This window comes from Rheinheimera pacifica (assembly GCF_900108485.1).
GTDB lineage: Bacteria > Pseudomonadota > Gammaproteobacteria > Enterobacterales > Alteromonadaceae > Alishewanella > Alishewanella pacifica.
Map to the genome: position 1 here is coordinate 343,855 of NZ_FNXF01000001.1, position 23,150 is coordinate 367,004.

A 23,150-nucleotide genomic window follows, 5' to 3' on the forward strand; every position below is an offset into this window, starting at 1 on the left:
AATTTTCTTTCTTTGTAACACGCTGTGTTTTTTTTGTGCAAAAAATGCGCTGGGTCACATTGACGTTTTCAGTATTGTGTCATAAGTTATGAAAGCGCTTACATTGGTGGTAAAAAATACTCAATTAAAAACCATCATTAAAAACTGATAACACGGGGAAGGATAGCATGAAAAAATCAGCAAATTTGGCTGCGCTAGTTGGCGCGGGCTTGCTTATGTCAACTTTATCGGGGTGCGGCGGTGGGGCCGAAACGCACTCAGACTTTGATAATGTTGACGTAACACAGCCGGTAACCGACTGGCAGCTGGTCTGGAGTGACGAATTTGATAGCAGCAGTATAGATAGCACTAAGTGGACGCACGAAGTGAACTGTACTGGCGGCGGCAATAACGAAAAACAATGTTACACCGACAGCAGCGACAACGCCTATGTTGCCAATGGTATGCTAAATATTGTGGCGTTACCGGCAGCAGAAGGCGCCGAAAAACCTTATACCTCAGCCCGGTTGGTTACCCGCAATAAAGCTGATTTTAAATATGGCCGTATTGAAATGCGTGCTCAGCTGCCGTTTGGTCAGGGCAGTTGGCCGGCGTTTTGGATGATGCCCACCGACAGCGTCTACGGCGGCTGGCCCAAATCAGGCGAAATTGACATTCTCGAAGCGGTAAACCTTAAAGTAGTGGGTGAAGATGGCGTAGCAGAAGCCAATGTGCACGGCACCTTGCATTATGGCCGTGAGTGGCCGAATAACGTGTACTCAGGTAAATCGTATCAGTTACCTAATGGTGTTAATCCGGCAGACGATTTTCATACCTACGCCATTGAATGGCAGGAAGGTGAAATTCGCTGGTATGTTGATGGTTATCTGTATGCCACCCAACGCCAGTCAAAAGTGCGTTATAACGCCAACGGCGATGCTGTCGGGTTGGCGCATCGTGGCTGGTTTGCCGAGTATTTTAACATCGCCACCGGCGAGCTTGAAACGCACTGGGATGCCGCACCTTTTGACCAGAAATTTTATCTGATCCTCAATTTAGCCGTAGGCGGTAACTGGCCGGAGAACGTTAATAACCTGGGGATTGATGCCAGTGCCTTTGCTGATGGCCAGCGTTTTAAGGTCGATTATATCCGTGTTTATGAATGTTCAACCAACCCTGTAACAGGCAAAGGCTGTGACACAGTGCGTGGCGGTTATGACAGCCCGGACGATGCGCTGGTTGCCGGTTTGGCTCCAATTCCGACTAATGCTTCAGGCATTGTGCAAAGCCTGACTATTTTTGACGGTACGCCTAACCCGAACTGGGCTGCCTGGGACTGCTGCGGCGGCACTACGCCGGCACTGGTAGCAGATGCACAGCGCGGTGATGTATATGAGTTCAGCGTTGGAGCTGCGCCTACGGTAAATGGTTTTACCAGCCGGGCAGAATTTATTTCTCTACCTGGTGTTGCCTCACCATTTGATGCTTCCGGTATTACAGAAATCGGCTATATCCGCTTTGATATGCAGGTTACCTCGGCGCCGGGTAACAGCAGCGCACCATGGATATTTAAAGTAGAAAGTGTTGGTGCTAACTCGGCGGTAGAACTTGAGCTTACAGCAAGTACCGAAGCAGCAGCCCCGGTAACCGGACAATGGCAAACCTATACTTTTCCGCTGCAGATGCTGGCTGATGCCGGGTTAGATGTTGCCGCCATTGATGTAGTGATGATATTCCCGGCCTGGGGGCAGGGCGAAGGCGCAGTATACCGGCTGGACAACGTTGAAATTACGCTGGATTACCCTGAGCTGGTGTTATTTGCCGATGAAGCCAACCCAGACTGGCCGTTATGGGACTGTTGTGGTGGTTCGGTACCAACAGAAGTAATGGATGATGCAGAGCACGGCACGGTAGCGCAGTTTAGTATTGGTGCCACGCCAACCGTAATGGGCTTTAGCAACCGCACAGAGAATGGGGGCAGCGGTGAGGTGTTTGATGCCAGTTTATTAACGAACGGCGGTGTGGTGCAGTTTGAAATGAAAGTGGTAAGCGCCCCGACGAATGCCGCAGCTGCCTGGCTGTTTAAACTTGAAGCCAATGGCAGCGGCGATGGCGCGGTAGAGCTGAATCTGGCTGACAGCGTGGAACAGGCTGCGCCGGTAACCGGACAATGGCAAACCTATACCTTTAATCTGGCAGATATAGCCGCCACTGGTTTCGATGTTTCTGCTATTGATGTGCTGATGGTATTCCCGGCCTGGGGGCAGGGCGAAGGTGCGGTGTATCGCCTGGATAACGTTATCATTAAGCAGCTGTAACGCTGACAAAAAACGAAGCGCCGGGTAACAGGCCCGGCCATTAATAACAAATTAAAATCAGTAGGGCCGTTATGAATAACAATATTTTTGCAAAAAGCCGTCTGGCCGTGGCTATTTCACTGGTCATTGCCACAGGCAGCGCGCCATTGCAGGCGCAAGATGTAGTTAACAACAACGCCGGGCCAGAAATTGAAGTGATACAAGTCAGTGGTATCCGCGGCAGTTTAATCCGCTCTATGGACGTAAAACGTGGTGCCAGTGGTGTGGTAGATGCGATATCGGCTGAGGAAATGGGGAAATTTCCTGACACCAACCTGGCTGAGTCGCTGCAGCGGATTACTGGCGTAACAGTAAGCCGGGCCAATGGTGAAGGCAGCCAGATCACTGTACGTGGCTTTGGGCCGGAGTTTAACTTAGTTACCTTAAATGGCCGCCAGATGCCGGGCACTGGCTACACCCGTTCTTACAGCCTGGAAAACCTGGCATCAGAAGGCGTTAGCGCTCTGGAGGTGCAAAAAACTGCCCGGGCAGAAAACCCCAGTGGAGGCCTGGGTGCTACCGTCAATATTCTTACTGCCAAGCCGCTTAGCAGCCCGGGGCAGCGTTACAGTTTTTCTGCCAAAGGTATTTATGACTCATCCAATGAAAAAGGCGATGACATTACGCCTGAGCTGGCCGCACTGTACAGCAATACCTTTGCGGATGAAAAATTTGGTGTGGCCATATCGGTATCGCATCAGCAGCGTGATTTTCAGCGCCAGTATGCCAATATTCAGGGCTGGCAGGTACAAAATACCCTGCCAACGCTGGATGCCGCTAATGTGGTTGACGCCCGGCCGCAAGATAGCGATGGCAACAGAATAGGGCCGGCATTTTTCCCCAAAGATATGAACTATGGCATTGATGATGTGCAACGTGAGCGCAGCAATGGCCAGATCACCTTGCAATTTGCCCCGGTTAATAATTTTGTCGCAACCTTAGATTACACCGCATCTCAGGCCATTACCGGGGTAGAAACCATAGGCTGGGGTATTTGGAACGAGTTTGGCGGTAATATCAGGGCCTATGAGCTGGACAAAAATGGTACTGCCGTATATGCCGATATCAGTGGCAACGACGGCTCCTTCACCGCCAGTAAAGGCAGTACAGAGGTGCTGGCACGCTCTGTCGGCCTTAATCTGGACTGGACTATCAGTGAAGATTTTCACCTGAGCCTGGATTATCACGACTCAGATAACAAAACAGATAATGGCGCAGATAAAGGCAGCGGTAACTCGGGCCAGGTTATTATCGGCTCGGACCAGCTGACCACTAAAGTGTACGATTACCGCACCGGTGATATTCCGCAAGCTTCCATTTTATGGCGTAACGGTACCAACGAATTAACACCGGCAGAGATGGACTCTAACTTCAGCCAGTTTACCCATTCGCCGGGCGAATCAGCCATCAAGCAGTTGCGGCTGGACGGCACCTGGTATAATTCTGTATTTAAAATTCCATTAGTCAGCATTAAAACCGGCGCGGCTTACACCAAGCAAACTATGGGAGGCTATACTGCCTGGAGCGGATTGCGCGGTGGCGCAGGCTTTAACCCCAGTTTTACTGCCATCTTCCCGGACAGTATGTTTGTGCGCAACAGCACTGCAGGCTTTCTTGATCAGTTTAGCGGTGGCGGCTTAAATATGGCATCGCCCTATTATTACACCTACAGCTTCGATGAAGCAGTGGCCCGCCAGCGGGCGTTTCTGACCGAAGCGGTAATGGGCGATGACGTATACGTGCCGGATGCTTATTTTGATGGCATTGACAGCGAAAGCTACGTAGAAGAAAAAACCACCAGCCTTTACCTGCAATCAGACTGGCAGTTTGATGTTGCCAGTTTTCCGGTGCAGCTGAATATTGGTGTGCGTTATGAAGAAACCGATGTGTTAAGCACGGTACGCCAGCCGGTACCGTTGCAGGTTGTCTGGTCCAGTGCATCGGAATGGATTATGCAGAACGAGGCCGGTGAAGATACCTTTTTGGACCAAACCGGCAAACATGATGTGTTGCTGCCGATGTTTGATTTCAGGGTAGATCTGACCGATGACGTTGTTGCGCGCTTCTCCTGGGGCAAAACCATTGCCAGAGCGCCGCTGGGCTTGCTGGCAGGCGGCCGTAGTTTAAGTGGCAGCCCTAAAATTGGCTCGCGCACCGGCGGTGAGGGTAATACCAACCTGCAACCTTTTGAGTCAACCAACCTTGACCTGAGCGTGGAATATTATTACGCAGAAGGCAGCTATGCAGCTATTGGCTATTTTAAGAAGGATGTAAAAAACTTTATTGCCAACGACAGTGTGGATATGCAGTTTGAAGGCTTGCACGATATTTATCTTGGCCCACGCTATCTGACAGCGCAACAGCAACTGATTGCTGGTGGCGACGCTAACCCCGATATTGGCGATATTTATCAGCAAATGCTGGTAAATGGCCACGGTACAGGGGCGAATAACGCCACTATAGTGCCAACTGCAGACGACCCGCTGATCACCTGGCGCATTACCCGGCCATTTAATAGTGAGAAAAAATCAGTAGATGGCTTTGAACTGGCAGTGCAGCATTTATTTGGCAGCAGCGGCTTTGGTGTAGGGGCTAATGCCACCTTTGTGGATGGTGATGTCAAGTTTGATGTGACCAGCCTTGAAGTACAAGCGCCGTTAAACGGCCTGAGCGACTCGGCTAACTTTCAGGCGTTTTATGAAAACCATGGTTTATCGGTAAAAGTCACTTATGCCTGGCGTGACAGCTACCTGATTGGTGTCGGCCAGTCGCAGGGCTCGTCAGACGCTCCGCCGCAATTTGCCAAAACCTTTGGCCAGTGGGATTTAAGCGTCAATTACGATATTAACGACAACCTGACCGTGTTTTTTGAAGGTATAAACCTGAATAATGAAACCGAACAAGGTTATGGCCGTTATGAAGAGCAATTTCTGTTTGCCCGCCAGTATGGCCCGCGTTATGCGGTTGGAGTGCGTTACACCTTTAAATAACATCAGCACAACCACTTAAGTGTAACAAGGCCCCGTTAAAATGGGGCTTTGTTTTTTCTGTCATGCCCAACCCGAGAGGATATACCCGGGAAAGTTAATTTTGTTTTCGTCATAAAACTGTCACCAAACAGACATCATACCGACATTTTCTCTGCCGATACTGTGCCCCAGTTAAACACAGGCACATCGATAATAACGACTATTCGGAGAGTAAAATGAAAACAATCAAATTTGGTCTGGTTGCTGCAGCCGTTCTGGCTTCTTTAGCTGTTCCGGCTATGGCTGCTGACGTTACCATATATGGCCGCGCCCATTTATCACTGGACTCACTGGATAACGGTGATGAAGATGGTACTAACGTATCAAGTAACTCCAGCCGTCTGGGTTTTAAAGCCAGCACTAAACTGGAAGGCGGTTTAGAAGCCTTTGTGCAGATTGAACAGAATATCCGTTTTGATGAAGGTTCTGGTAACTGGGCATCGCGTGATTCTTTCGTTGGTATCAAAGGCGATTTCGGCCAGGTACGCGCCGGTCAGTTTGATACTCCGTTAAAAGCAGTACGCAGCAAAGTAGATATGTTCGGTGACCGTATTGGTGATATCCGTAACTTAACCCGTACCAGCACTTCAGGTACTGGCAATGCTGACATCGGTAACGTGTTTGACGAGCGTTACAAAAACGGTGTGCACTACCGCAGCCCAAGCATGAACAACTTCACCTTTGACTTACACTACACGCCACACAATAACACTGGCGCGACAGTAGACAACGTGCAGGAATCTTACAGCATGTCGGTAAGCTATGAAGTTAAAGGATTTTATGCTGCTGTAGCATACGAAACTTTTGAAGGCCAAAACGATCTGGACCCAAGTGCAGTGCGCGTAGGTGTGTTTTATGACATCACTGATGCTTTCCGTTTAGCCGGTATGTATCAGAACGCCAGCGATGTACCAGGTGGTGATCGCAATGTATATGGTATCGGTGCCAGCTACAAAATGGGCGCTTATACTCTGCGCAGCCAGTACTACGTAGCCGGTGACAACGATGCAGACGACACTGGTGCTAACATGTTTGTTGTTGGTGCAGACCGTAACTTCGGCAAAGATTTGGTGATGTACGTAGCTTATGGCGTAACGTCTAATGACGACAATGCTAACTTCCGCGTATCAGCCGGTGGCCGCGACACTCAACTGAGTACTATCCGTGGTGAGAATGCGTCAGGTTTATCTCTGGGCCTGCAGTACAGCTTCTGATTAACGCCCCCTGCAAAAAAAACCGCACTCGTTGCGGTTTTTTTATGAAAGGTCTCGCTGTGTTAATTATATGTTTATTTTATTTTATTTCATAAAATTGTCATAATTTATGCGCATAATAAGCGCATGCTAAACACTTCGGTAGAACACTATGTCAAGAAGAATCCTGGTTGTAGAAGATGAAGCGCCTATCCGCGATATGCTGTGTTTTGTGCTGGAACAAAACGGTTATCAGGCTGCCACGGCAGAAGATTTTGACTCTGCCATTAATGCACTGGTTGAGCCCTACCCGGATTTAGTTTTGCTGGACTGGATGCTGCCCGGTGGTAGCGGTATTCAGATCGCAAAAAAAATGAAGCAGCACGACCTTACCCGCAATATTCCTATCATTATGATCACCGCCCGTGGTGAAGAAGAAGATAAAGTACGCGGCCTGGAAGTGGGCGCCGATGACTATGTTACCAAGCCATTTTCACCCAAAGAGCTGATGGCCCGCATTAAAGCGGTGATCCGCCGCGTAGCACCTACCAGCCTGGATGAAGTGATAGAAGTACAGGGCTTAAAGCTTGATCCGGTGTCGCACCGCGTAATGGCTTCTGACCAGGCGCTGGATATGGGACCAACCGAGTTTCGCTTACTGCATTTCTTTATGACTCACCCCGAGCGGGTTTACAGCCGTGAACAACTGCTGGACCATGTCTGGGGTACCAACGTGTATGTAGAAGATCGCACAGTAGATGTACATATCCGCCGTTTACGTAAGGCGATTTCTGTTGCCGGGCATGATAGATTAGTGCAAACCGTACGGGGCTCTGGCTACCGTTTCTCTGCTAAATAAAGGCTAAACCCTAACGCTATGCGCCAACTGTTATCAAAAAGGAAGGTCTACACTAAACTCTTCCTTTTTTACTGTTTTATTGCTCTGGTTGGCCTTATTTCTAACAGCCTGCTGCTGGCATTGCTTATTTTTACTGTGGCGCTGCTGCTTTGGCATTACCATCACTTATTTTTAATGGACAAATGGCTGTGGCGCGATCGCAAATTATCGCCGCCGATCAGCGAAGGCATCTGGGGTCATTTATTCGAAGGTATTTACTACCTGCAGCGGCGCGACAGACGTAAAAAGCGCGAGCTGCGCAATATAGTGCGCCGTTTTCGTGACGGTGCCGAAGCTCTGCCTGAAGCCGTAGTCGTATTAACTGACGACTGGAGCATTATCTGGAGCAATAAGCTGGCACAAATTCTGGTAGGCCTGCATTGGCCGGCCGATGAAGGCCAGCGGCTGGACAACCTGATCCGCCACCCCGATTTCCTGCAATATTTAAAACACGCTAAGTTTGAGCAACCACTTGAGCTTGCCTCGCCGGTTAACGATCAGCTGACGCTTGAATTTAATATTATGTCTTACGGTGCTGAACAGTACCTGCTGATTGTGCGCGATATCACTCAGTTAAAGCAGCTGGAGCAAATCCGCAAAGACTTTGTCGCCAACGTATCACATGAGCTGCGCACGCCGCTTACTGTGCTGCAGGGCTATCTTGAAGTGATGGACGACGAACATCTGCCCGATAAAGCCATGTGGAAAAAAGCCCACAACGTTATGCTGGATCAAACCAAACGTATGGACTCTCTGGTGCAGCAGCTGTTAACACTGTCGCGTATTGAGGCTTCAGCCCGGGTGCAGTTTGAACCGATAGTAGATGTGCCTGTTATGTTGCATCAGCTGGAACAAGAAGCGCAAACGCTGAACCGCGAAAAACAACACAGTATCCGTTTTGATATTGACGACAGCCTGAAGGTTACCGGTGTAACCGAAGAGCTACGCAGTGCTTTTTCCAATCTGGTAACTAATGCCATTAAATATACCCCGGCCGGTGGTGAGATTAGCGTTAGCTGGCAACGCCAGCATTTAAAAGCAGTATTTGCCGTGAACGACAATGGTGAAGGTATTGCTGCGCACCATGTAAAGCGCCTTACTGAACGTTTTTACCGGGTAGATCAGGCGCGCGCCCGTAATACCGGTGGCACCGGCCTGGGGCTGGCCATTGTAAAGCACGTATTGTCGCGCCATAACAGCCGGCTAATGATTTTCAGTGAGCCGGGCAAGGGCAGTAGCTTTTCTTTCTCAATACCGGCAGAACTGGTGCTGGGGCAGAAAACAAAAAACCGCGGAGAAAAACCGCTTTAAAGCCCCCGGAAATATTATTGCGCCCGTTTTTTGCTGCGTTGCCAACAGCGCTTAATAGCCTGTGTTGCTACCAGCCCCAGCACATCCTGTTCCAATGCATCGGCATGGCCTAAGAAAGTCTGTGCCAGTTCACGATCCGCCAGCGCCGTTGCCACGAGGTTTACCGCATCAGCCACTGTGGTGCCGTGTTCGTAATATCTGACATGATGGCTGGTATCCACCAGCAAATCAGCCGACTCCTGGCACCATTTTTCGAATACTTGCTTTGCCAGTTGCCGGTAACGGGCCTGGGGGCCGCCAAATACTACGAAAAACGTATCAGCGGCGGCTTTGCCGAACTGCTCAGCTATTTCATCCAGATACAACAGCAGTTGTGTGGTTTCATCCATTGCACTTTGCAGCATTAACTGCGCAAAAACCGGCTCAAGTTTGCGGCTGTATTGCAATATTAAACCGTGATCAATGGTTCCATCGTAAGCTACAGCATTGAGTAATTGCTGTGTGGCAGTAAACAGCTGCTGACCGACGACATTATCTGTCTCACATTTAAGCTGCGTCAGGAGCTGGTGTAGCAACGCTGCAGCATCAGCCTGTGGCGTTTGCTGCAGTGTGTAATACACCGCCATGGTGCTGTGGCTCAGGGCTTTCAGCCGATGATAGCCTGGGCCGTTAACGATATATTCGCTGATACTGCCACCACAACAGGCAATCAGCCGGCTATCCATGCGTACGATAAGCAAAATATGACCCTGGTTAATTTTGTCAGCAAAATGCTGCTTTCTTTTCGCATACTGCAGATGAAACAACTGATTAATTTCACCCAAGGCTGAATCTGCCGGTTCAGCCTTAGTATCCTGCAATTTAATATTTTCCAACTTATCTGCTGCAGTTTTCATCTTAAGGCAAATGGTTACCGCCGGTAACACCAATCACTTCGGCCGTTACATAGCTTGATTCTTGTGATGCCAGAAAGACGTAAGCCGGTGCTAATTCAGCAGGTTGGCCTGGGCGGCCCATCGGCGTATTCTGGCCAAATTCTTCCAGTTTATCTGCCGGCTGGCCGCCACTTTGTTGCAGCGGTGTCCAGATTGGGCCAGGCGCTACGGCATTTACCCGTATACCTTTTTTAATCAGCATCTTAGCCAAGCTTTTGGTAAAGCCGGTAATGGCGCTTTTACTGGAGGCGTAATCCAGCAAACCGGCCGACGGCTGGTAAGACTGAATTGACGTAGTATTAATGATGCTGGCGCCGGCAGGCATATGCGGCAGCGCGGCTTTGGTGATCCAAAACATAGCAAACACATTGGTTGCGTAAGTTTGTTGAAATTGTTCACTGCTTAAATCGGCTAGTTCCTCAACAAACTGTTGCTTGCCGGCGTTATTAACCAGTATATCAATACCGCCCAGCTTCTCAGCTGCTTGCCGCACCAGGTTTTGGCAGAATTTCTCGTCAGAAATATCGCCGGCTACGGCAAAGGCTTTGACATCAGCTGCCTGCAATTCTTTTAGCACGGTATGAGCATCTTGTTCTTCAGAAGGTAGATAGTTAATCATTACATCAGCACCTTCGCGGGCAAAGGCAATTGCCACAGCACGGCCAATGCCCGAGTCACCGCCGGTGATCAGTGCTTTGCGGCCTTTTAATCTGCCACTGCCCTGGTAAGTTTTTTCGCCGTGATCAGCTTTGGGCGATAAGATCTTATCAAGCCCCGGCTCGGGCTGGCTCTCATCATAATGGGTGTTATCTATCGGATACTGCTTGCGGGGATCTTGCATAGTAAACTGATTGCTGGCTGGCATTTAGAACCTCCGGGTTGGTTAAGACAAGGTCAGTAAAAATTAACGATACGCGGGGTAGTAGCAGGTTTTATGCCTATACTGCCAGATTAGCAAATAGTGTAATTGAATCAGGCAGACAGGCCGTAAAAGGCTAATTAATGATCGATAAAGCGGGGGGCGTGTGGTGGGCAGAGGCTGAATATCTTACCGGCGTAAAGCGTAAAACTTTCATAAGCCAGTGCAACGGGTGGCTATTGCTATAACAATACTTGCCAGTAGCCGACATCGAGCCATTGGTTAAACTTAAAACCCACCTGTTTAAACTCGGCTACCTGCGTCATGGCAAACTTTTTATGCAACGCTATGCTGGCATCATTCGGCAGAGCAATGCCGGCAATAACCGCATGAATACCGCGTTGTTTCAGCCGGGCAAATAGCTGGCGATACAGCATTGAACCAATACCGGCACCGGTAGCGCCAGGCGCCAGATAGACACTAACCTCTACCGAAAAACGGTAAGCAAACCTTGCCCGCCATTTGGTAGCATAAGCATAGCCGGTTATATTGCCGTTGCTATCTTCAGCTACCAGGTAAGGCAGGTTGGCCTGTAGGATGTCGCTAATGCGGCTTTGCATCTGTGGCGCATCAATTTCTTCGGTTTCAAAGCTCACCGTAGTATTTGTAATGTAGTGGTTATAAATAGCCACTATTGCTGCAGCATCGCCAGTATTAGCATCACGTATTTTTATCTCAGCCGGTTGCATCTTAGCTTGCTACTACCTGTGTTTTGCGAAAGCAATTATTGTGATGATCATTTACCATACCGCAGGCCTGCATATGGGCGTAAATAATAGTGGAGCCGACAAACTTAAAACCGCGTTTTTTTAAGTCTTTACTGAGCGCATCTGATTCCGGGCTGGTAGCACGGTAATCGGCCGGGCCGGCGATACTGTTTTGCTGCGGTGCGTTGTTTACAAAGCGCCATTGGTAGTTGCTAAAACTGCCAAACTCGGCTTGTACCTCTAAAAATCGCGCGGCGTTGTTGATGGCAGCTGCTACTTTTAACCGGTTGCGGATAATACCGGGATTTTGCAGCAGTTCAGCCGCTTTGGCCTCATCGAAGGCTGCCACTTTAACCGGGTCAAAGTTGGCAAAAGCCGCGCGGTAGCTGTCGCGCTTTTTCAGTACCGTGTACCAGCTAAGCCCGGCCTGCGCCGCTTCCAGCGTTAAAAACTCAAATAGCTTGTTGTCGTCATACACCGGCACGCCCCATTCGGTATCGTGGTAGGCAACATAATCCGGTTTGGTTAAATCTACCCAGTGGCAGCGGCACGGTGTGTTCATCTTGAGGTCCTTATTTTTCCAGCTTCGGTGGCTGCGCCAGATAATCCAGTGCCAGGCCGGTTAATGCCCGCACGCCGTTTACCAGGGCGTCTTCGTTAACATCAAACATCGGTGAGTGGTTTGGCGGCACCTCGCTAAGCGGTTTACCTTCGGGTGAGATGCCTAAAAAGAAAAACACGCCCGGAATTTGTTGCTGGTAAAACGAGAAATCTTCGGCGCCGGTAATGGGTTTAATAGACGTTACACCTTTGTCGCCGGCGGCCCACTTCAGGCTGGGCATGGCCCACTCTGTTAATGCCGGATCATTCCAGGTTACAGCTGCAAAATTATGCACGTGAAAATGCGCTTCAGCACCGCTGGCTTTGGCAATATGCTCACTGGTGTGCGCCATGCGGGCAATTAAATCTTCGCGCATTTCACTGTCAAAGGTACGAATGGTACCTTCGAGCTTTACGTCATCAGGAATAATATTCCAGCGAATACCGCCATGCACCTGGCCAAATGACACTACGGCCGGTGCTTTGGTTACATCAATTTGCCGCGCCGGTATCAGGTTAATAGCGCTGATTAACTGGCCGGTAACGTTGATCGGATCTATACCACGCCATGGTGACGAGCCATGTACTTGTTTGCCTTTTACGGTAATTTGAAAGCTGTCGGCGGCGGCCATAATGCCTTCGGTTTTTACCTGTAATTGGCCGGGCTCTCCGGGCCAGACATGCAGGCCAAAAATGGCGCTTGGGCTGGGGTTAGCAAATAAGCCTTCGGCCAGCATCATTTTGGCGCCACCTTCTTCACCGGCCGGCGGGCCTTCTTCGGCGGGCTGAAACACAAACATAATGGTGCCGGCAATATCGGCTTTTTGTTTGCTAAGCACTTCGGCGGCACCCATCAGCATAGCCACATGGGCATCGTGGCCACAGGCGTGCATTACGCCGGTTTGCTGGCCGTTAAACTCGCTGATAACTTTTGAGGCAAACGGCAGCCCGGTTTGCTCTGTTACCGGCAGCGCGTCCATATCCGCACGCAGTGCTACTACCGGGCCGGGTTTGCCGCCTGTTAAAATACCGACTACGCCGGTATGGGCAATACCGGTGCGCACTTCTAAGCCGAGTTTTTTCAGATGCGCCGCTACTTTGGTGGCCGTACGCACTTCGCGGTTAGATAATTCCGGGTATTGGTGAATATCACGGCGCCACTCTATAACCTTAGGCATTACCTGTTCAATTTGCTTGCTGAGCTCTTGCCGCTGCCCGGCAGCAGCTAACGGCGTATGTAACAGTGGTAATAAAGCCAGGCTTAACAGTGACCAGCGCATAGTAACTCCATCATTTTTATATAGTGTTACTACCTTAAGCGCCACTGATGAAAATGGCAATTGTTGCTGGAAAATTGCTGTTAGCTTAGGTAATGTCGGACCAGTTGCTTCAAAAACAGACGCAGGCCAATGCAGTTACATATTATTCCGGGATATATTCAGAACATTTATCTGGTGCAGGACGCGGCTGGCTTACTGTTGCTTGATGGCTGCAGCCGTGCCGACGTATCCACTGTGTGCGACTTTATCAGACAAAAATTAGCTTTGCCGCTAACTGCGCTTAAGCTGGTGGTGGTAACACATATGCATCCGGATCATGCCGGCGGGGCTCATCTGTTGCGCCGTAAAACAGGCGCCCGCATTGCTTGTCATCCCAAGGCGTGCCTGTGGTACTCCGGGTTACTGGGGCGCACGGCGCATATTATTGATGTTAGCTTAACCTGGTGGGTAGCCAAGCGGCTGGGCAAACCCAAACGCCATATCTGGTATAACCCGATACTAAAAGCAGATATGGTATTGGCCGACGGGCAGCAGTTACCTGATTTTCCAGACTGGCAGGTGATCTATACCCCAGGCCATACCGATCATGATTTGTCGCTTATGCATCAACCCAGCAAACAGTTGTATATTGCCGACTTAATTGTGTCGGTTAAAAAACGCCTGGTGCCACCTTACCCTGTTTGTCACCCTAACCAATATAAACAGTCACTTAAGCGCGTTAGTGCGTTGCAACCGAGTCGGCTGTATTTTGCTCATCTGGCGCCCCGCACGGGCGAGAGTATCAATTTTAGTGACATTCTGGCACAAGCCCCGACACTGCCGAAAAACCACTGGCATTCAATGCGTAACCGCATTTTGCATACGCTGGGCTGGCAAACGGGCCAACATTGATTAGATACAGGGCACTGCCCACTACTACGCTTGCCCGTTGGGACGCTGCCTTGATAAGTGCCTGTACGTCATTACAGCCAGCCTTTGCGTTTAAAAAACCAGTAGGGGGCAAAGCCGGAGATCAGCATTAAGCCCAGCGCCCAGGGGTAACCCAGCAGCCATTTCAGCTCGGGCATATATTCAAAGTTCATACCGTAAGCACTGGCAACCAGCGTAGGTGGTAAAAACACCACTGCGGCAATAGAAAAAGTTTTAATGATCTGATTTTGCTGAATGTTAATAAAGCCTTGGGTTGAGTCCATTAAGAAATTGATTTTGTCGAATAAAAAGGTGGTATGTGACATCAGGGTTTCAACATCGCGCATGATCTCGCGCAGCGTTTCATCCTGTGCTGGCATGCCTTTTAAGTTACGCAGCAAAAATGAAATATCACGCTGGGTGTCCATCAGGCACAGACGGATTTTACCGTTACTGTCTTCTAACCGCGCCAGTTTGCTGATTGCCTGATAGAGCTCTGAGTCTTTTTCTTCCAATACCAGATGACTGACTTGCTCCAACTGACGATGAATATCTTCTAATGTATCAGCATGGTTTTCTACTTTTTGCTCCAGCATAGTAACCAGCAAATCGGCCGGATTACTACAGCTTACCTGGCCGCGACGGGCGCGCAGGCGCAGTAAGCGAAAATCGGCAATATCGCCCTCACGAATGGTAATTAGGCGGCCTGGCTGCAAAATGCAGGCAACAGTAACAGTGTTGTGGCGGCCTTCAGAAGGAGACAGATACAACGAATGCACATGAATGCCGGCCTGATCGACAAAGCAGCGTGCCGAAGCTTCAATTTCCTCAACATCGTCAGACTCGGGCAGTTCTACGCTGAGTAAACCGGTTAACAGTTCGCGCTCGGGCTCGGTGGGTTCGTGCGCATCTATCCAATGGGCACTTTGAACCTGCGCTAAATCAGGTGTGTCTGAGCATGCTGTCTCGCGGATAATACCATTTTCAATGTTAAAGAGCCGTATCATATGGCCTCCTTTGATAAGTCAGTTGCTCAGTTGTTTCCAATCAATATGTTACTACAATTCAGGCCAAAGCAGACTTAGTTCTGGCTTAACCTGGTTGCTCTGCCAGTGCGGCAAAATACGCCTGATGCACTGCTAAGCCGAGCGCTTTGGGGCGCAGGCTTTGCACTTGTGCGGTGGCATCGGCTTTGCTGTAACCCAGTTGTGTCATCAGTATCGCCGCCATTAAACCGGTGCGGCCAGAGCCACCTTTGCAGTGTATCGCTACCGTATTGCCGTTTTGTAGCAGTGCCAAAATTGCTGCTTTATGTGCGGCAAAGGCTTGCTCAAATGGTTGCTGTGGCGCGCAGTCATCTTCTACCGGCAGCTGAAACCACTGCAAGCCAAGCTCGCTGCAAATAGCGCCCAGATTATCAACGTTATTCTGTGTCAGCTCTTGCTGTGGCATCATGGTAATAATTGCTGCTGCACCGGCAGCTTTAAGCTGTGCAATGCTGTTGGTCAGGCTTACGCCTTTCGTGCCGGGGCACGGCGTGAAAATCAGTTGGCCTGTACTTAGCGTTAATATATCAAAGGGATGACGCATATTTTGTCCTGTAGTAGTTTTTTATTCAGTTAGTTAAACCAGTGCCGGGTGCGGTTGGCAAACCACACCAAGGACAACATTACCGGCACCTCTACCAGTACGCCAACAACGGTGGCCAGCGCTGCGCCGCTGTTTAAGCCAAATAAGGCGATGGCCACTGCTACCGCCAGCTCAAAAAAGTTAGAGGTGCTGATCATACAAGCCGGGGCGGCGATATTATGTGGTAGTTTTATCGCTTTAGTGACAGCGTAGGTAATGGCAAAAATGCCGTAGGTTTGAATTAACAGCGGTATGGCAATCAGCAAAATAATCAGCGGTTTTGCTACTATGGTTTGCGCCTGAAAACCAAACAGCAGCAGTACTGTGGCCAGCAAACCAATCATAGACCAGGGTTTGGCTTTAGCTAAGAATTGGCCAATACGCTGCTCACTGCTGCCACTATTAAGCTGCTTGCGCGTTAGCACGCCGGCAATCAGCGGCAGCAGCACATACAGCACAACTGACAACAACAGCGTGTGCCATGGAATGGCAATATCACTAACGCCCAGCAGCAAAGCTGCCAGTGGTGCAAAGGCGAAAATCATAATAATGTCGTTTACCGACACCTGTACCAGGGTGTAATTGGCATCGCCTTTGGTCAGCTGGCTCCAGACAAATACCATCGCAGTGCAGGGCGCGACACCCAGTAAAATCATACCGGCGATATATTCATTAGCGCTTTGTGGATCTACCCAGGCGGCAAAAAACACTTTAAAAAACAACCAACCCAGTGCGGCCATGGTGAAGGGCTTTACCAGCCAGTTCATAACCAGCGTCAGTATCAGCCCTTTGGGCTTTTTGCCGACATCTTTAATGGCGGCAAAATCAATTTGTACCATCATCGGGTAGATCATCAGCCAAATCAGCACGGCTACCACTAAGTTGATCTGGCCATATTCCAGCGCAGCAATGGCCTGAAATACTGCCGGCAGCACGTTGCCCAGTAGCACCCCGGCTAGTATGCAAAGGCCAACCCAAACCGATAAATAACGTTCAAAAATACCCATAGCTATAGCTCTTACAATAAAAACGTGGGTGAGTTAACCGGCCGCAGGCCGGGGGGCGTAAAGGTTATTGCTAGTCACAAGACTGCGGCGTAAGCGGGCAACACAGGCCATCGCTGCCAGCAACGGTTGTTGCTTTATCGGCAACAAGCTGTAGCAGGCTCATTAGTGGTAACAAGCTGTTAAGGTTAAGCGAGTAGCACACGCGGGGGTGTTCTATTTCACCTGCTACCACGCCAGCGGCTTTTAAAATGCGCAAATGCTCCGACACTGTAGATTGTGCCAGGCCGACCTCGTGGGTTATCTCGCCGCCAATGCAGGAAGTTTTGCTAAGCAGCAAACGGATAATTTGAATGCGTGCAGGGTGCGCTAAAGCTTTAGCAATAGCAGCCAGTTGCTCATTGGATAGATCGTTTTCTGTGTTCATTTATTTAACTATCGTTATTCGACGATAAACGAAATTTACGCCCGTAATCACGCAATGTCAAATAACAAAATGAAAAAGGCTGGTGTTACTGGGCGCTGCCGGCGCCAAGTGGTTGTTAGCCACACTGGTAAACAGCAGCTTCTGCCTAATTACGCGCCTTTCTAAACTTCAGCACCATCTGGTTAACCTCACCAATGGCTTGATGCTTTGCCTTTTCTGCTTCATTTCCTGCCAAAGTAGGTGGCAAAGACCAAACGCCTGCCGGATGCTGAGCGGTATCTTTCGGGTTAAGCAGCATATCGTTGCGCGCTTCAAAGCTAAAACCGGCTTCTTTGGCCAGATCTAACCATAACTGCTCAGGCACATAACCCGATTTTTGCCAATCGGTATTTAGCATGTTGTCCGGCAGGCGCGGCGCCACCACGCCTAATACACCACCGGGTTTAAGTGCCTGATAAAAGTTGGCTAAGGCATGCTTTAACGAGGTTTCGCCGTCAAAGATATAAAACTGATTGCGCATAGACAGCACTACATCAGCGCTGGCGGGTGGTGCAATAGCGATATCGGCCAGCGGGGCAAACTCAGTAATGGTTACGTTTTTATACACCGGGTGCGACGCCAGTTTTTCGCTGTATTCAGCGCGGCCTTTTTGCATATAGTCGGCTGGCAATAAACTGAACTTATCAGAGAAATGTGCAGCATACAGTTTGCCTTCTGCCGCCAGTAACGGCGCCAGCACTTCGGTATACCAGCCTGCGCCCGGCCATATTTCAACCACGGTACTTTGCGGTGTTACTTCAAAAAACGTCAGAGTTTGTTCGGGTTTGCGCGCAGCATCGCGTAGTTTATTGGCTTCAGTACGGGCTTCATGTTGCAAGGCCTGGTTGATATCGGCACTGGCGGTAAAGCTGGCATGGCTTGCCAGCAAAAACAAACTTACATGAATTAGCTTAGTTAGCATGGGCAGATCCTTTTGTTAGCTTTGCCTTACGTACACTTTTTAGAGCTGAATATACGATAAACCAGATAATTACTGCAGCTACATTCACAGAAAATGAAAAACTATCAAATGACCATGAAAACGTTAATTGAAAACCGAAGCTCAAAGAAAACGAAAGATATTCGGTTTTAAATCCAATAATTTGCAAACCATAAAGCCACAAACATAGAGTTAACGCTTTTTCACTTCGCTGATATATGCTGTATGCAAAATATGTATTTAAAACAAGCATAACCAAAAGAGCAGAAACCAACACATACATAGAAGTTTCTGATCCGCTTGTTATTAACTGAGGCACTACCAGTGCCATAGTTATGGCGCCTACTAAGCTGCTTACAGCTAAAGTCCAATATGCTAATTTTGTCTTAAAGTTGTGATGTGAAAACATATTTTCCATTTAAAGCAGAGAGCTCCGCGAAGCGGCTTAGTTTAACGTTTATTCAAGGGCGCGCCCGTATTCAAAAGTGGGTTAAGCCGTGCTGGTCAATTTAATGGAGTTAAACATTACTCTGCTTTTTGTGCGTTTAGAAATCCTCGCAGGTACAGGCATTTTCAGTTTAGGCGACAAATGCTGGGCGGGTTTTACCCCGGCACCACATCTACTAACCCCGGGCAATCCAGCACAAAGGCAATTTTTTTCAGCGATTTTTGCTCCAGCATTAAATCGGCTGCCAGCAAGCTTTGTTGTGCTAACCAGTCTGTGCCGAGTTTAAGTTGCAAATACTGGCTACCGGCTTCAGCTTGTAGCTCTGGCAGCAGGTCGTCGCGGCGTTTTTGGTTTAGCAGTACAGCCAGGCGTAACAACACCAGCAGGCATACAACTTGCGGTAGTTGATACAAACTAAAGGCCGGTATTTCATCAGCGCGGATTTTACGGCGGTGAAACCGTACCAGCGTGGCGATAAGTTGCTGTTGTTCCTGGTTAAAACCGGGCAGGTTGGCATTTTGCAGAATATAAGCCGAGTGTTTTTGCACACCGGACGAGTTAATGTGCAGGCCCACTTCGTATAAAGTAGCGGCCCAGCCCAGCAACATGGCGTCTTCATCGGTCAGTTGCCATTGGCTACGCACCTGGCTAAACAGCAGCAGTGCGGTTTGGCTAACCCGCTCAGCCTGCGCCATATCTACGTCATACCTGCGTTGCAGGCTGGCCACGCTGTGTTCGCGTATATCCAGATGCTGCAGGCGGTCACTCATTTCGTATAGCACGCCTTCGCGCAGGGCTGCGTCAATATAAACCAGCTGTTCTATTTGCAGTAAATTAAAGGCGGCAATCAGAATAGCCAGGCCAGAGCAAATCAGCAGTTTGCGATCATCTGTCAGGCCGGGTAAATCCAGCTGATAGCTGTTCTCCTGCTGTACCAAATGCTCTTTTAGCGCCAGCAGATGTGACAGCTCCAGAGCATTACTGGTTAGACCCATGCCGACAATAATATCGCGGATAGTTTTCACCGTGCCAGATGTGCCTACCGCCTGTTGCCAGCCTGCGGCTTTAAAGCTGCTGACAATCGGCTCCAGTTCTTGCTCGGCCTGTAAAATAGCGCGGTTAAAACGTTTATCGCTAATACGGCCCTGGGCAAAATGCTGCAGCGCGTAACTGACACAGCCCATATTGCGGCTGCTAAGCCGCAGTGGCTGGGCCCCCTCGCCAATGGCAAACTCTGTGCTGCCACCGCCAATATCTATTACCAGCCGCCGGCCAGAAAAATGCTCAAAATGCGCCACACCCTGATAAATAAAACGGGCTTCTTCCTGGCCGGAGATCACTTCTATCGGAAAGGGGAATACCGCTTTGGCGCGGCGTAAAAAGGTGGCTGAATTTCGTGCCCGGCGCAGGGTATAAGTAGCAATAACCCGCACTGATTGCGGCGCAAAAGGAATTAAGGTATCGGCAAATTGTGCCAGTACACTCAGGCCGCGCTCTATGGCTTCTTCACTTAATACCAGTTGCTCGTTTAAGCCTTCGGCCAGTTGTACTTTTTGTTTTTCGCGGTGTAACAGCTGGATATCGCCATCTATTACCCGTGCTATTACCATATGAAAAGAGTTTGAGCCCAGATCGACCGCAGCCATATAGGCGTGGTCGTCCGGGCGGTCTTTGCTTGGTTGGTTGTCGTTCATTCCGTCTCGGTATTGATCAGTTGCCCTTGCTGGCGGGCAAGATATTCGTAGATCTGCTGCTGCGAGCGGATACTGCGTTTATTGCCGCGTTTAACATAGGCATTACTTTGTTTGGCATCAATAATACGTGCCTTTACGTTGTCCCGCCACTGAATATCCAGAGTGTCTAATACTTGTTGCTTTAAACGTACATCGTATATCGGTACACCCACTTCTACCCGCTGGTCGATATTACGGGTCATCCAGTCGGCTGAAGACAGGTAAACATCAGTCTCGCCGCCGTTATGAAACACGTAAATACGTGAATGCTCTAAGAAGCGGTCCAGTACAGAAATCACCCTGATATTCTGGCTTTTACCTGGCAAACCGGGAACAAGCGAGCACATACCGCGGATAATCATGCGGATTTTTACCCCGGCCTGACTGGCGCGGTACAACAGGTCAACAATTTGCTGGTCAACCAGGTTATTTACCTTAAGGAAAATCTCTGCTTTGCGGCCACTGACAGCAAAATCGATTTCGCGCTGAATAAGCTGCATCAGCCGCGGCCGGCTCCAGGTGGGTGAGACAATCAGGTGATTAAATTGGTACGGCCGGTAGCTGTATTCAATAAACTCAAACACCTGGCCGACTTCTGCAGTAATTTCCTGATGGCAGGTAAATAAGCTCATATCGGTGTAAATACGCGCGGTTTTCTCGTTAAAGTTACCGGTGCCGATATGGCCGTAGTGCATCAGTTTGCCTTTTTCCATCCGGCTGATCAGGCATAACTTAGAGTGAATTTTCAGTGTAGTTAAGCCAAATACCACCTGGATGCCGGCTTCGGTCATTTTACGCGCCCAGTTGATATTGTTTTCTTCATCAAACCGCGCTTTTAGCTCAACCACTACGGTAACTTTTTTGCCATTGCGCACTGCATCCAGCAACGAGTGAATTACCCGCGAGTGTTTAGCCACCCGGTACATGGTCATTTTAATATGTGTTACTTTAGGGTCGAACGAGGCCTGACGCACCCATTCGGTAAAGTAGCCAAAGTTATGGTAGGGGTAGTGCAGCAGAATATCACCGGCACGGATGGCGTCAAAACTGGTGGCATACTGCTCAAAATCCGGGCTTTTCAGTGGCGGCATCGGTGGAAATTCGGTGCTTTGATGGCCGATATTCGGAAAGCTGATAAAGTCTTTAAAATTGCGGTAACGGCTGCCGGGAATTAACGAGTCGGTTGAGCTGGTGCCCAGCTGTTTACTCAGTACTTTAAGCATTTGCTCTGGCATGGCGGCATCATACACCAGCCGCACCGGCTCAGATTTCAGCCGCTGGCGAATACCCTTCGACATTTTATCCAGCAGGCTTTGATCCAGGGTGTCACTGATATTGTATTCGGCGTCGCGGGTCAGTTTTAACGAGTAAGCCTGAATATGATCAAACTCAAAAAAACCGGCAAATAAGTCGGCAATACAATGCACTATGACATCGTCCAGCAGCAATATTTGCCGCCGGTAGTGGCCGTTTTTCTTGCGGGTATTTAAATGCAGCGGCAGTTCAATAAAACGCGACAATTCGTTGGTAGGCACCTGCACTATGGCATATTCCGGTTTACCATTGCCGGTCATTTCTACCATCAGGTAGGTGGTGTTGTCTTCCAGCGCCTTGGGTAAACTGACTTCGTCACCAGACAGAATCATCGGCGAAATATGCTTGAGCACTTCGTCGCGAAAATAACTGCGCACCCAGCCGGATTGCAGCTCGGTGAGTTTGAAATTGTCTATTAATTCGATGTTGTGCTTGCGAAGCTCCAGCTGAATATCCAGATAAATAGCATTAAAACGCTGGCCCAGCTGCAATACGCGCTGCTGAATTTCCTGCATCAATTCTTCCGCATCTTCCTGTTCGCTTTGCTGGTATTTTTTCAGCAGAATGCGGCGTTTAACATCGGCTACCCGCACGCGGAAAAATTCGTCCATATTATTGGAATAAATGCCAAGAAAACGTAAGCGCTCTATTGGTGGGTTACGTTCATCGGCGGCTTCCTGCAGCACGCGGCCGTTAAAAGACAACCAGCTAAGCTCGCGGGGGTAAAGCGGAAATTCGCTGTTGGCAGCGTCGGTATGGTCCATGATCCAGCTCCTGACTACAACTGGCTATTACTCTATGGCAGTTTTGTGACAATAAGATGAACTCAGCTGAGGCTCAGCTGCGGTATAAATGTCAGGCCTGAGTTTCAATATCCACAACAATATCTGTGGCAATGGCTTCAAGTGCCCGAACCACTTCGTCACGGCTAACGCTGGAGGGTAGCTCTACCGTGGCAACCGCATTAAACAGCGGTACACCCCAGTTTGGCGCACTTTGTTTGCTGCTTTCAAAATGTATTATGTTGGTACCTTTATGTTTAATAACCGATGACAGCTCGCGCACTATACCCGGGCGGTCGTTACCGGTAATAACAAACTTCAGATGTTGCTGTTCGTTCAGGCTGCTGGGGATACCGTGCTGAATTTTAATATCCAGATCACTTATTTTTTCCAGTGCGGCGGTAAGCTCAGCTAAATCCTGCTCGGCCACTTCTACTTGTAATATACCGGCGAAATAACCTGCCAGATGGCTAAGGTTGCTGGCCATCCAATTACCGTTGTGTGTGCTGACCACTGTTGCCAGAGTCTCGACCAAACCTGCTTTATCTTTACCAATTAATGTCAGTACTAACTGCTTCATGCGCTATTTTCCTGTCAGACTTAAATTAGCGTGTCGGCCAAAAACACTGTGGTTTGCCGCTTACACGACCTGAGTGTAGCGCCTGTTACCGATTTTTAAAATGTAGCCTTAACATTATTTGTAAATTTAGTAAGTTA

General features: G+C 49.3%; 20 protein-coding genes. 6 read left to right on the forward strand and 14 right to left on the reverse strand.

What is annotated here, in order from left to right:
* Positions 1-215: 215 nt before the first annotated feature.
* The 5 genes from BLW68_RS01525 to phoR all read left to right on the forward strand — a co-directional run bounded on the left by BLW68_RS01525 (position 216) and on the right by phoR (position 8,767).
* Positions 216-2,297: a glycoside hydrolase family 16 protein gene (locus BLW68_RS01525; protein WP_245728250.1), complete on the forward strand. Its 2,082-nt coding sequence runs from the start codon at positions 216-218 to the stop codon at positions 2,295-2,297.
* 71 nt (positions 2,298-2,368) lie between these two features.
* Complete coding sequence (locus tag BLW68_RS01530; RefSeq protein ID WP_092789451.1) at positions 2,369-5,326, forward strand: TonB-dependent receptor; 2,958 nt, start codon at positions 2,369-2,371, stop codon at positions 5,324-5,326.
* A gap of 215 nt (positions 5,327-5,541) precedes the next feature.
* A complete protein-coding gene (locus BLW68_RS01535) occupies positions 5,542-6,579 on the forward strand; it encodes a porin (protein ID WP_092789454.1) in 1,038 nt (345 codons plus the stop codon).
* Positions 6,580-6,730: 151 nt separating this feature from the next.
* The gene (phoB, locus tag BLW68_RS01540; protein WP_092789456.1) at positions 6,731-7,417 is read left to right on the forward strand and encodes a phosphate regulon transcriptional regulator PhoB; all 687 of its coding nucleotides are present in this window, start codon (positions 6,731-6,733) and stop codon (positions 7,415-7,417) included.
* 18 nt (positions 7,418-7,435) lie between these two features.
* On the forward strand, positions 7,436-8,767 hold the full coding sequence (phoR, locus tag BLW68_RS01545) for a phosphate regulon sensor histidine kinase PhoR (RefSeq protein ID WP_092789458.1): 1,332 nt from the start codon (positions 7,436-7,438) through the stop codon (positions 8,765-8,767).
* Between the two features lie 14 nt (positions 8,768-8,781).
* Here phoR and BLW68_RS01550 read toward each other — a convergent pair whose 3' ends face one another.
* From BLW68_RS01550 to BLW68_RS01570, 5 genes are all read right to left on the reverse strand, one after another.
* Positions 8,782-9,642, reverse strand: a complete 861-nt coding sequence (locus BLW68_RS01550; protein ID WP_143039911.1) for a hypothetical protein — start codon at positions 9,640-9,642, stop codon at positions 8,782-8,784.
* Between the two features lie 22 nt (positions 9,643-9,664).
* Complete coding sequence (locus BLW68_RS01555; RefSeq protein ID WP_092789462.1) at positions 9,665-10,567, reverse strand: SDR family oxidoreductase; 903 nt, start codon at positions 10,565-10,567, stop codon at positions 9,665-9,667.
* A 236-nt stretch (positions 10,568-10,803) separates the two neighbouring features.
* On the reverse strand, positions 10,804-11,310 hold the full coding sequence (locus BLW68_RS01560; protein ID WP_092789464.1) for an arsinothricin resistance N-acetyltransferase ArsN1 family B: 507 nt from the start codon (positions 11,308-11,310) through the stop codon (positions 10,804-10,806).
* 1 nt (position 11,311) lies between these two features.
* On the reverse strand, positions 11,312-11,890 hold the full coding sequence (locus BLW68_RS01565; RefSeq protein ID WP_092789466.1) for a DNA-3-methyladenine glycosylase I: 579 nt from the start codon (positions 11,888-11,890) through the stop codon (positions 11,312-11,314).
* Positions 11,891-11,900: 10 nt separating this feature from the next.
* Complete coding sequence (locus tag BLW68_RS01570; RefSeq protein ID WP_092789468.1) at positions 11,901-13,208, reverse strand: amidohydrolase; 1,308 nt, start codon at positions 13,206-13,208, stop codon at positions 11,901-11,903.
* 129 nt (positions 13,209-13,337) lie between these two features.
* On the opposite strand from BLW68_RS01570, the gene BLW68_RS01575 reads away from it, so the two are divergent.
* Positions 13,338-14,099 (forward strand): MBL fold metallo-hydrolase, encoded by a 762-nt coding sequence (locus BLW68_RS01575; protein WP_092789470.1) that lies wholly within the window; start codon positions 13,338-13,340, stop codon positions 14,097-14,099.
* A 71-nt stretch (positions 14,100-14,170) separates the two neighbouring features.
* Here BLW68_RS01575 and corA read toward each other — a convergent pair whose 3' ends face one another.
* The 9 genes from corA to BLW68_RS01620 form a co-directional block, all read right to left on the reverse strand.
* On the reverse strand, positions 14,171-15,124 hold the full coding sequence (corA, locus tag BLW68_RS01580) for a magnesium/cobalt transporter CorA (RefSeq protein ID WP_092789472.1): 954 nt from the start codon (positions 15,122-15,124) through the stop codon (positions 14,171-14,173).
* 85 nt (positions 15,125-15,209) lie between these two features.
* Positions 15,210-15,707 (reverse strand): phosphatase domain-containing protein, encoded by a 498-nt coding sequence (locus BLW68_RS01585; RefSeq protein WP_092789474.1) that lies wholly within the window; start codon positions 15,705-15,707, stop codon positions 15,210-15,212.
* Positions 15,708-15,736: 29 nt separating this feature from the next.
* Positions 15,737-16,753 carry an ACR3 family arsenite efflux transporter gene (arsB, locus tag BLW68_RS01590; RefSeq protein WP_092789476.1) on the reverse strand — a complete coding sequence of 339 codons (1,017 nt, stop codon included), beginning with the start codon at positions 16,751-16,753 and terminating at the stop codon, positions 15,737-15,739.
* A 70-nt stretch (positions 16,754-16,823) separates the two neighbouring features.
* Positions 16,824-17,177, reverse strand: a complete 354-nt coding sequence (locus tag BLW68_RS01595; protein ID WP_092789478.1) for an ArsR/SmtB family transcription factor — start codon at positions 17,175-17,177, stop codon at positions 16,824-16,826.
* 145 nt (positions 17,178-17,322) lie between these two features.
* Positions 17,323-18,138 carry a class I SAM-dependent methyltransferase gene (locus BLW68_RS01600; protein ID WP_092789480.1) on the reverse strand — a complete coding sequence of 272 codons (816 nt, stop codon included), beginning with the start codon at positions 18,136-18,138 and terminating at the stop codon, positions 17,323-17,325.
* Complete coding sequence (locus BLW68_RS01605; RefSeq protein WP_092789482.1) at positions 18,128-18,574, reverse strand: hypothetical protein; 447 nt, start codon at positions 18,572-18,574, stop codon at positions 18,128-18,130. The genes BLW68_RS01600 and BLW68_RS01605 overlap by 11 nt, the downstream gene beginning before the upstream one ends.
* A 185-nt stretch (positions 18,575-18,759) precedes the next feature.
* Positions 18,760-20,298, reverse strand: coding sequence for a Ppx/GppA phosphatase family protein (locus BLW68_RS01610; RefSeq protein ID WP_218141274.1), 1,539 nt, complete (start codon positions 20,296-20,298; stop codon positions 18,760-18,762).
* Positions 20,295-22,415, reverse strand: a complete 2,121-nt coding sequence (gene ppk1, locus BLW68_RS01615; protein WP_092789484.1) for a polyphosphate kinase 1 — start codon at positions 22,413-22,415, stop codon at positions 20,295-20,297. The genes BLW68_RS01610 and ppk1 overlap by 4 nt, the downstream gene beginning before the upstream one ends.
* 91 nt (positions 22,416-22,506) lie before the next feature.
* Positions 22,507-23,013, reverse strand: coding sequence for a glycine cleavage system transcriptional repressor (locus BLW68_RS01620; RefSeq protein ID WP_092789486.1), 507 nt, complete (start codon positions 23,011-23,013; stop codon positions 22,507-22,509).
* Positions 23,014-23,150: the final 137 nt, after the last annotated feature.

What these genes read in the sequence shown, in the direction of transcription:
- BLW68_RS01595 (WP_092789478.1), bottom strand. Translation starts at nt 17,177, where the DNA reads ATGAACACAGAAAACGATCTATCCAATGAGCAACTGGCTGCTATTGCT.
- BLW68_RS01620 (WP_092789486.1), bottom strand. Translation starts at nt 23,013, where the DNA reads ATGAAGCAGTTAGTACTGACATTAATTGGTAAAGATAAAGCAGGTTTG.
- phoR (WP_092789458.1), top strand. Translation starts at nt 7,436, where the DNA reads ATGCGCCAACTGTTATCAAAAAGGAAGGTCTACACTAAACTCTTCCTT.
- BLW68_RS01530 (WP_092789451.1), top strand. Translation starts at nt 2,369, where the DNA reads ATGAATAACAATATTTTTGCAAAAAGCCGTCTGGCCGTGGCTATTTCA.
- phoB (WP_092789456.1), top strand. Translation starts at nt 6,731, where the DNA reads ATGTCAAGAAGAATCCTGGTTGTAGAAGATGAAGCGCCTATCCGCGAT.
- BLW68_RS01600 (WP_092789480.1), bottom strand. Translation starts at nt 18,138, where the DNA reads ATGCTAACTAAGCTAATTCATGTAAGTTTGTTTTTGCTGGCAAGCCAT.
- BLW68_RS01610 (WP_218141274.1), bottom strand. Translation starts at nt 20,298, where the DNA reads ATGAACGACAACCAACCAAGCAAAGACCGCCCGGACGACCACGCCTAT.
- BLW68_RS01555 (WP_092789462.1), bottom strand. Translation starts at nt 10,567, where the DNA reads ATGCCAGCCAGCAATCAGTTTACTATGCAAGATCCCCGCAAGCAGTAT.
- BLW68_RS01525 (WP_245728250.1), top strand. Translation starts at nt 216, where the DNA reads ATGTCAACTTTATCGGGGTGCGGCGGTGGGGCCGAAACGCACTCAGAC.
- BLW68_RS01560 (WP_092789464.1), bottom strand. Translation starts at nt 11,310, where the DNA reads ATGCAACCGGCTGAGATAAAAATACGTGATGCTAATACTGGCGATGCT.
- corA (WP_092789472.1), bottom strand. Translation starts at nt 15,124, where the DNA reads ATGATACGGCTCTTTAACATTGAAAATGGTATTATCCGCGAGACAGCA.
- BLW68_RS01605 (WP_092789482.1), bottom strand. Translation starts at nt 18,574, where the DNA reads ATGGAAAATATGTTTTCACATCACAACTTTAAGACAAAATTAGCATAT.
- BLW68_RS01570 (WP_092789468.1), bottom strand. Translation starts at nt 13,208, where the DNA reads ATGCGCTGGTCACTGTTAAGCCTGGCTTTATTACCACTGTTACATACG.
- BLW68_RS01535 (WP_092789454.1), top strand. Translation starts at nt 5,542, where the DNA reads ATGAAAACAATCAAATTTGGTCTGGTTGCTGCAGCCGTTCTGGCTTCT.
- BLW68_RS01575 (WP_092789470.1), top strand. Translation starts at nt 13,338, where the DNA reads ATGCAGTTACATATTATTCCGGGATATATTCAGAACATTTATCTGGTG.
- BLW68_RS01565 (WP_092789466.1), bottom strand. Translation starts at nt 11,890, where the DNA reads ATGAACACACCGTGCCGCTGCCACTGGGTAGATTTAACCAAACCGGAT.
- arsB (WP_092789476.1), bottom strand. Translation starts at nt 16,753, where the DNA reads ATGGGTATTTTTGAACGTTATTTATCGGTTTGGGTTGGCCTTTGCATA.
- ppk1 (WP_092789484.1), bottom strand. Translation starts at nt 22,415, where the DNA reads ATGGACCATACCGACGCTGCCAACAGCGAATTTCCGCTTTACCCCCGC.
- BLW68_RS01585 (WP_092789474.1), bottom strand. Translation starts at nt 15,707, where the DNA reads ATGCGTCATCCCTTTGATATATTAACGCTAAGTACAGGCCAACTGATT.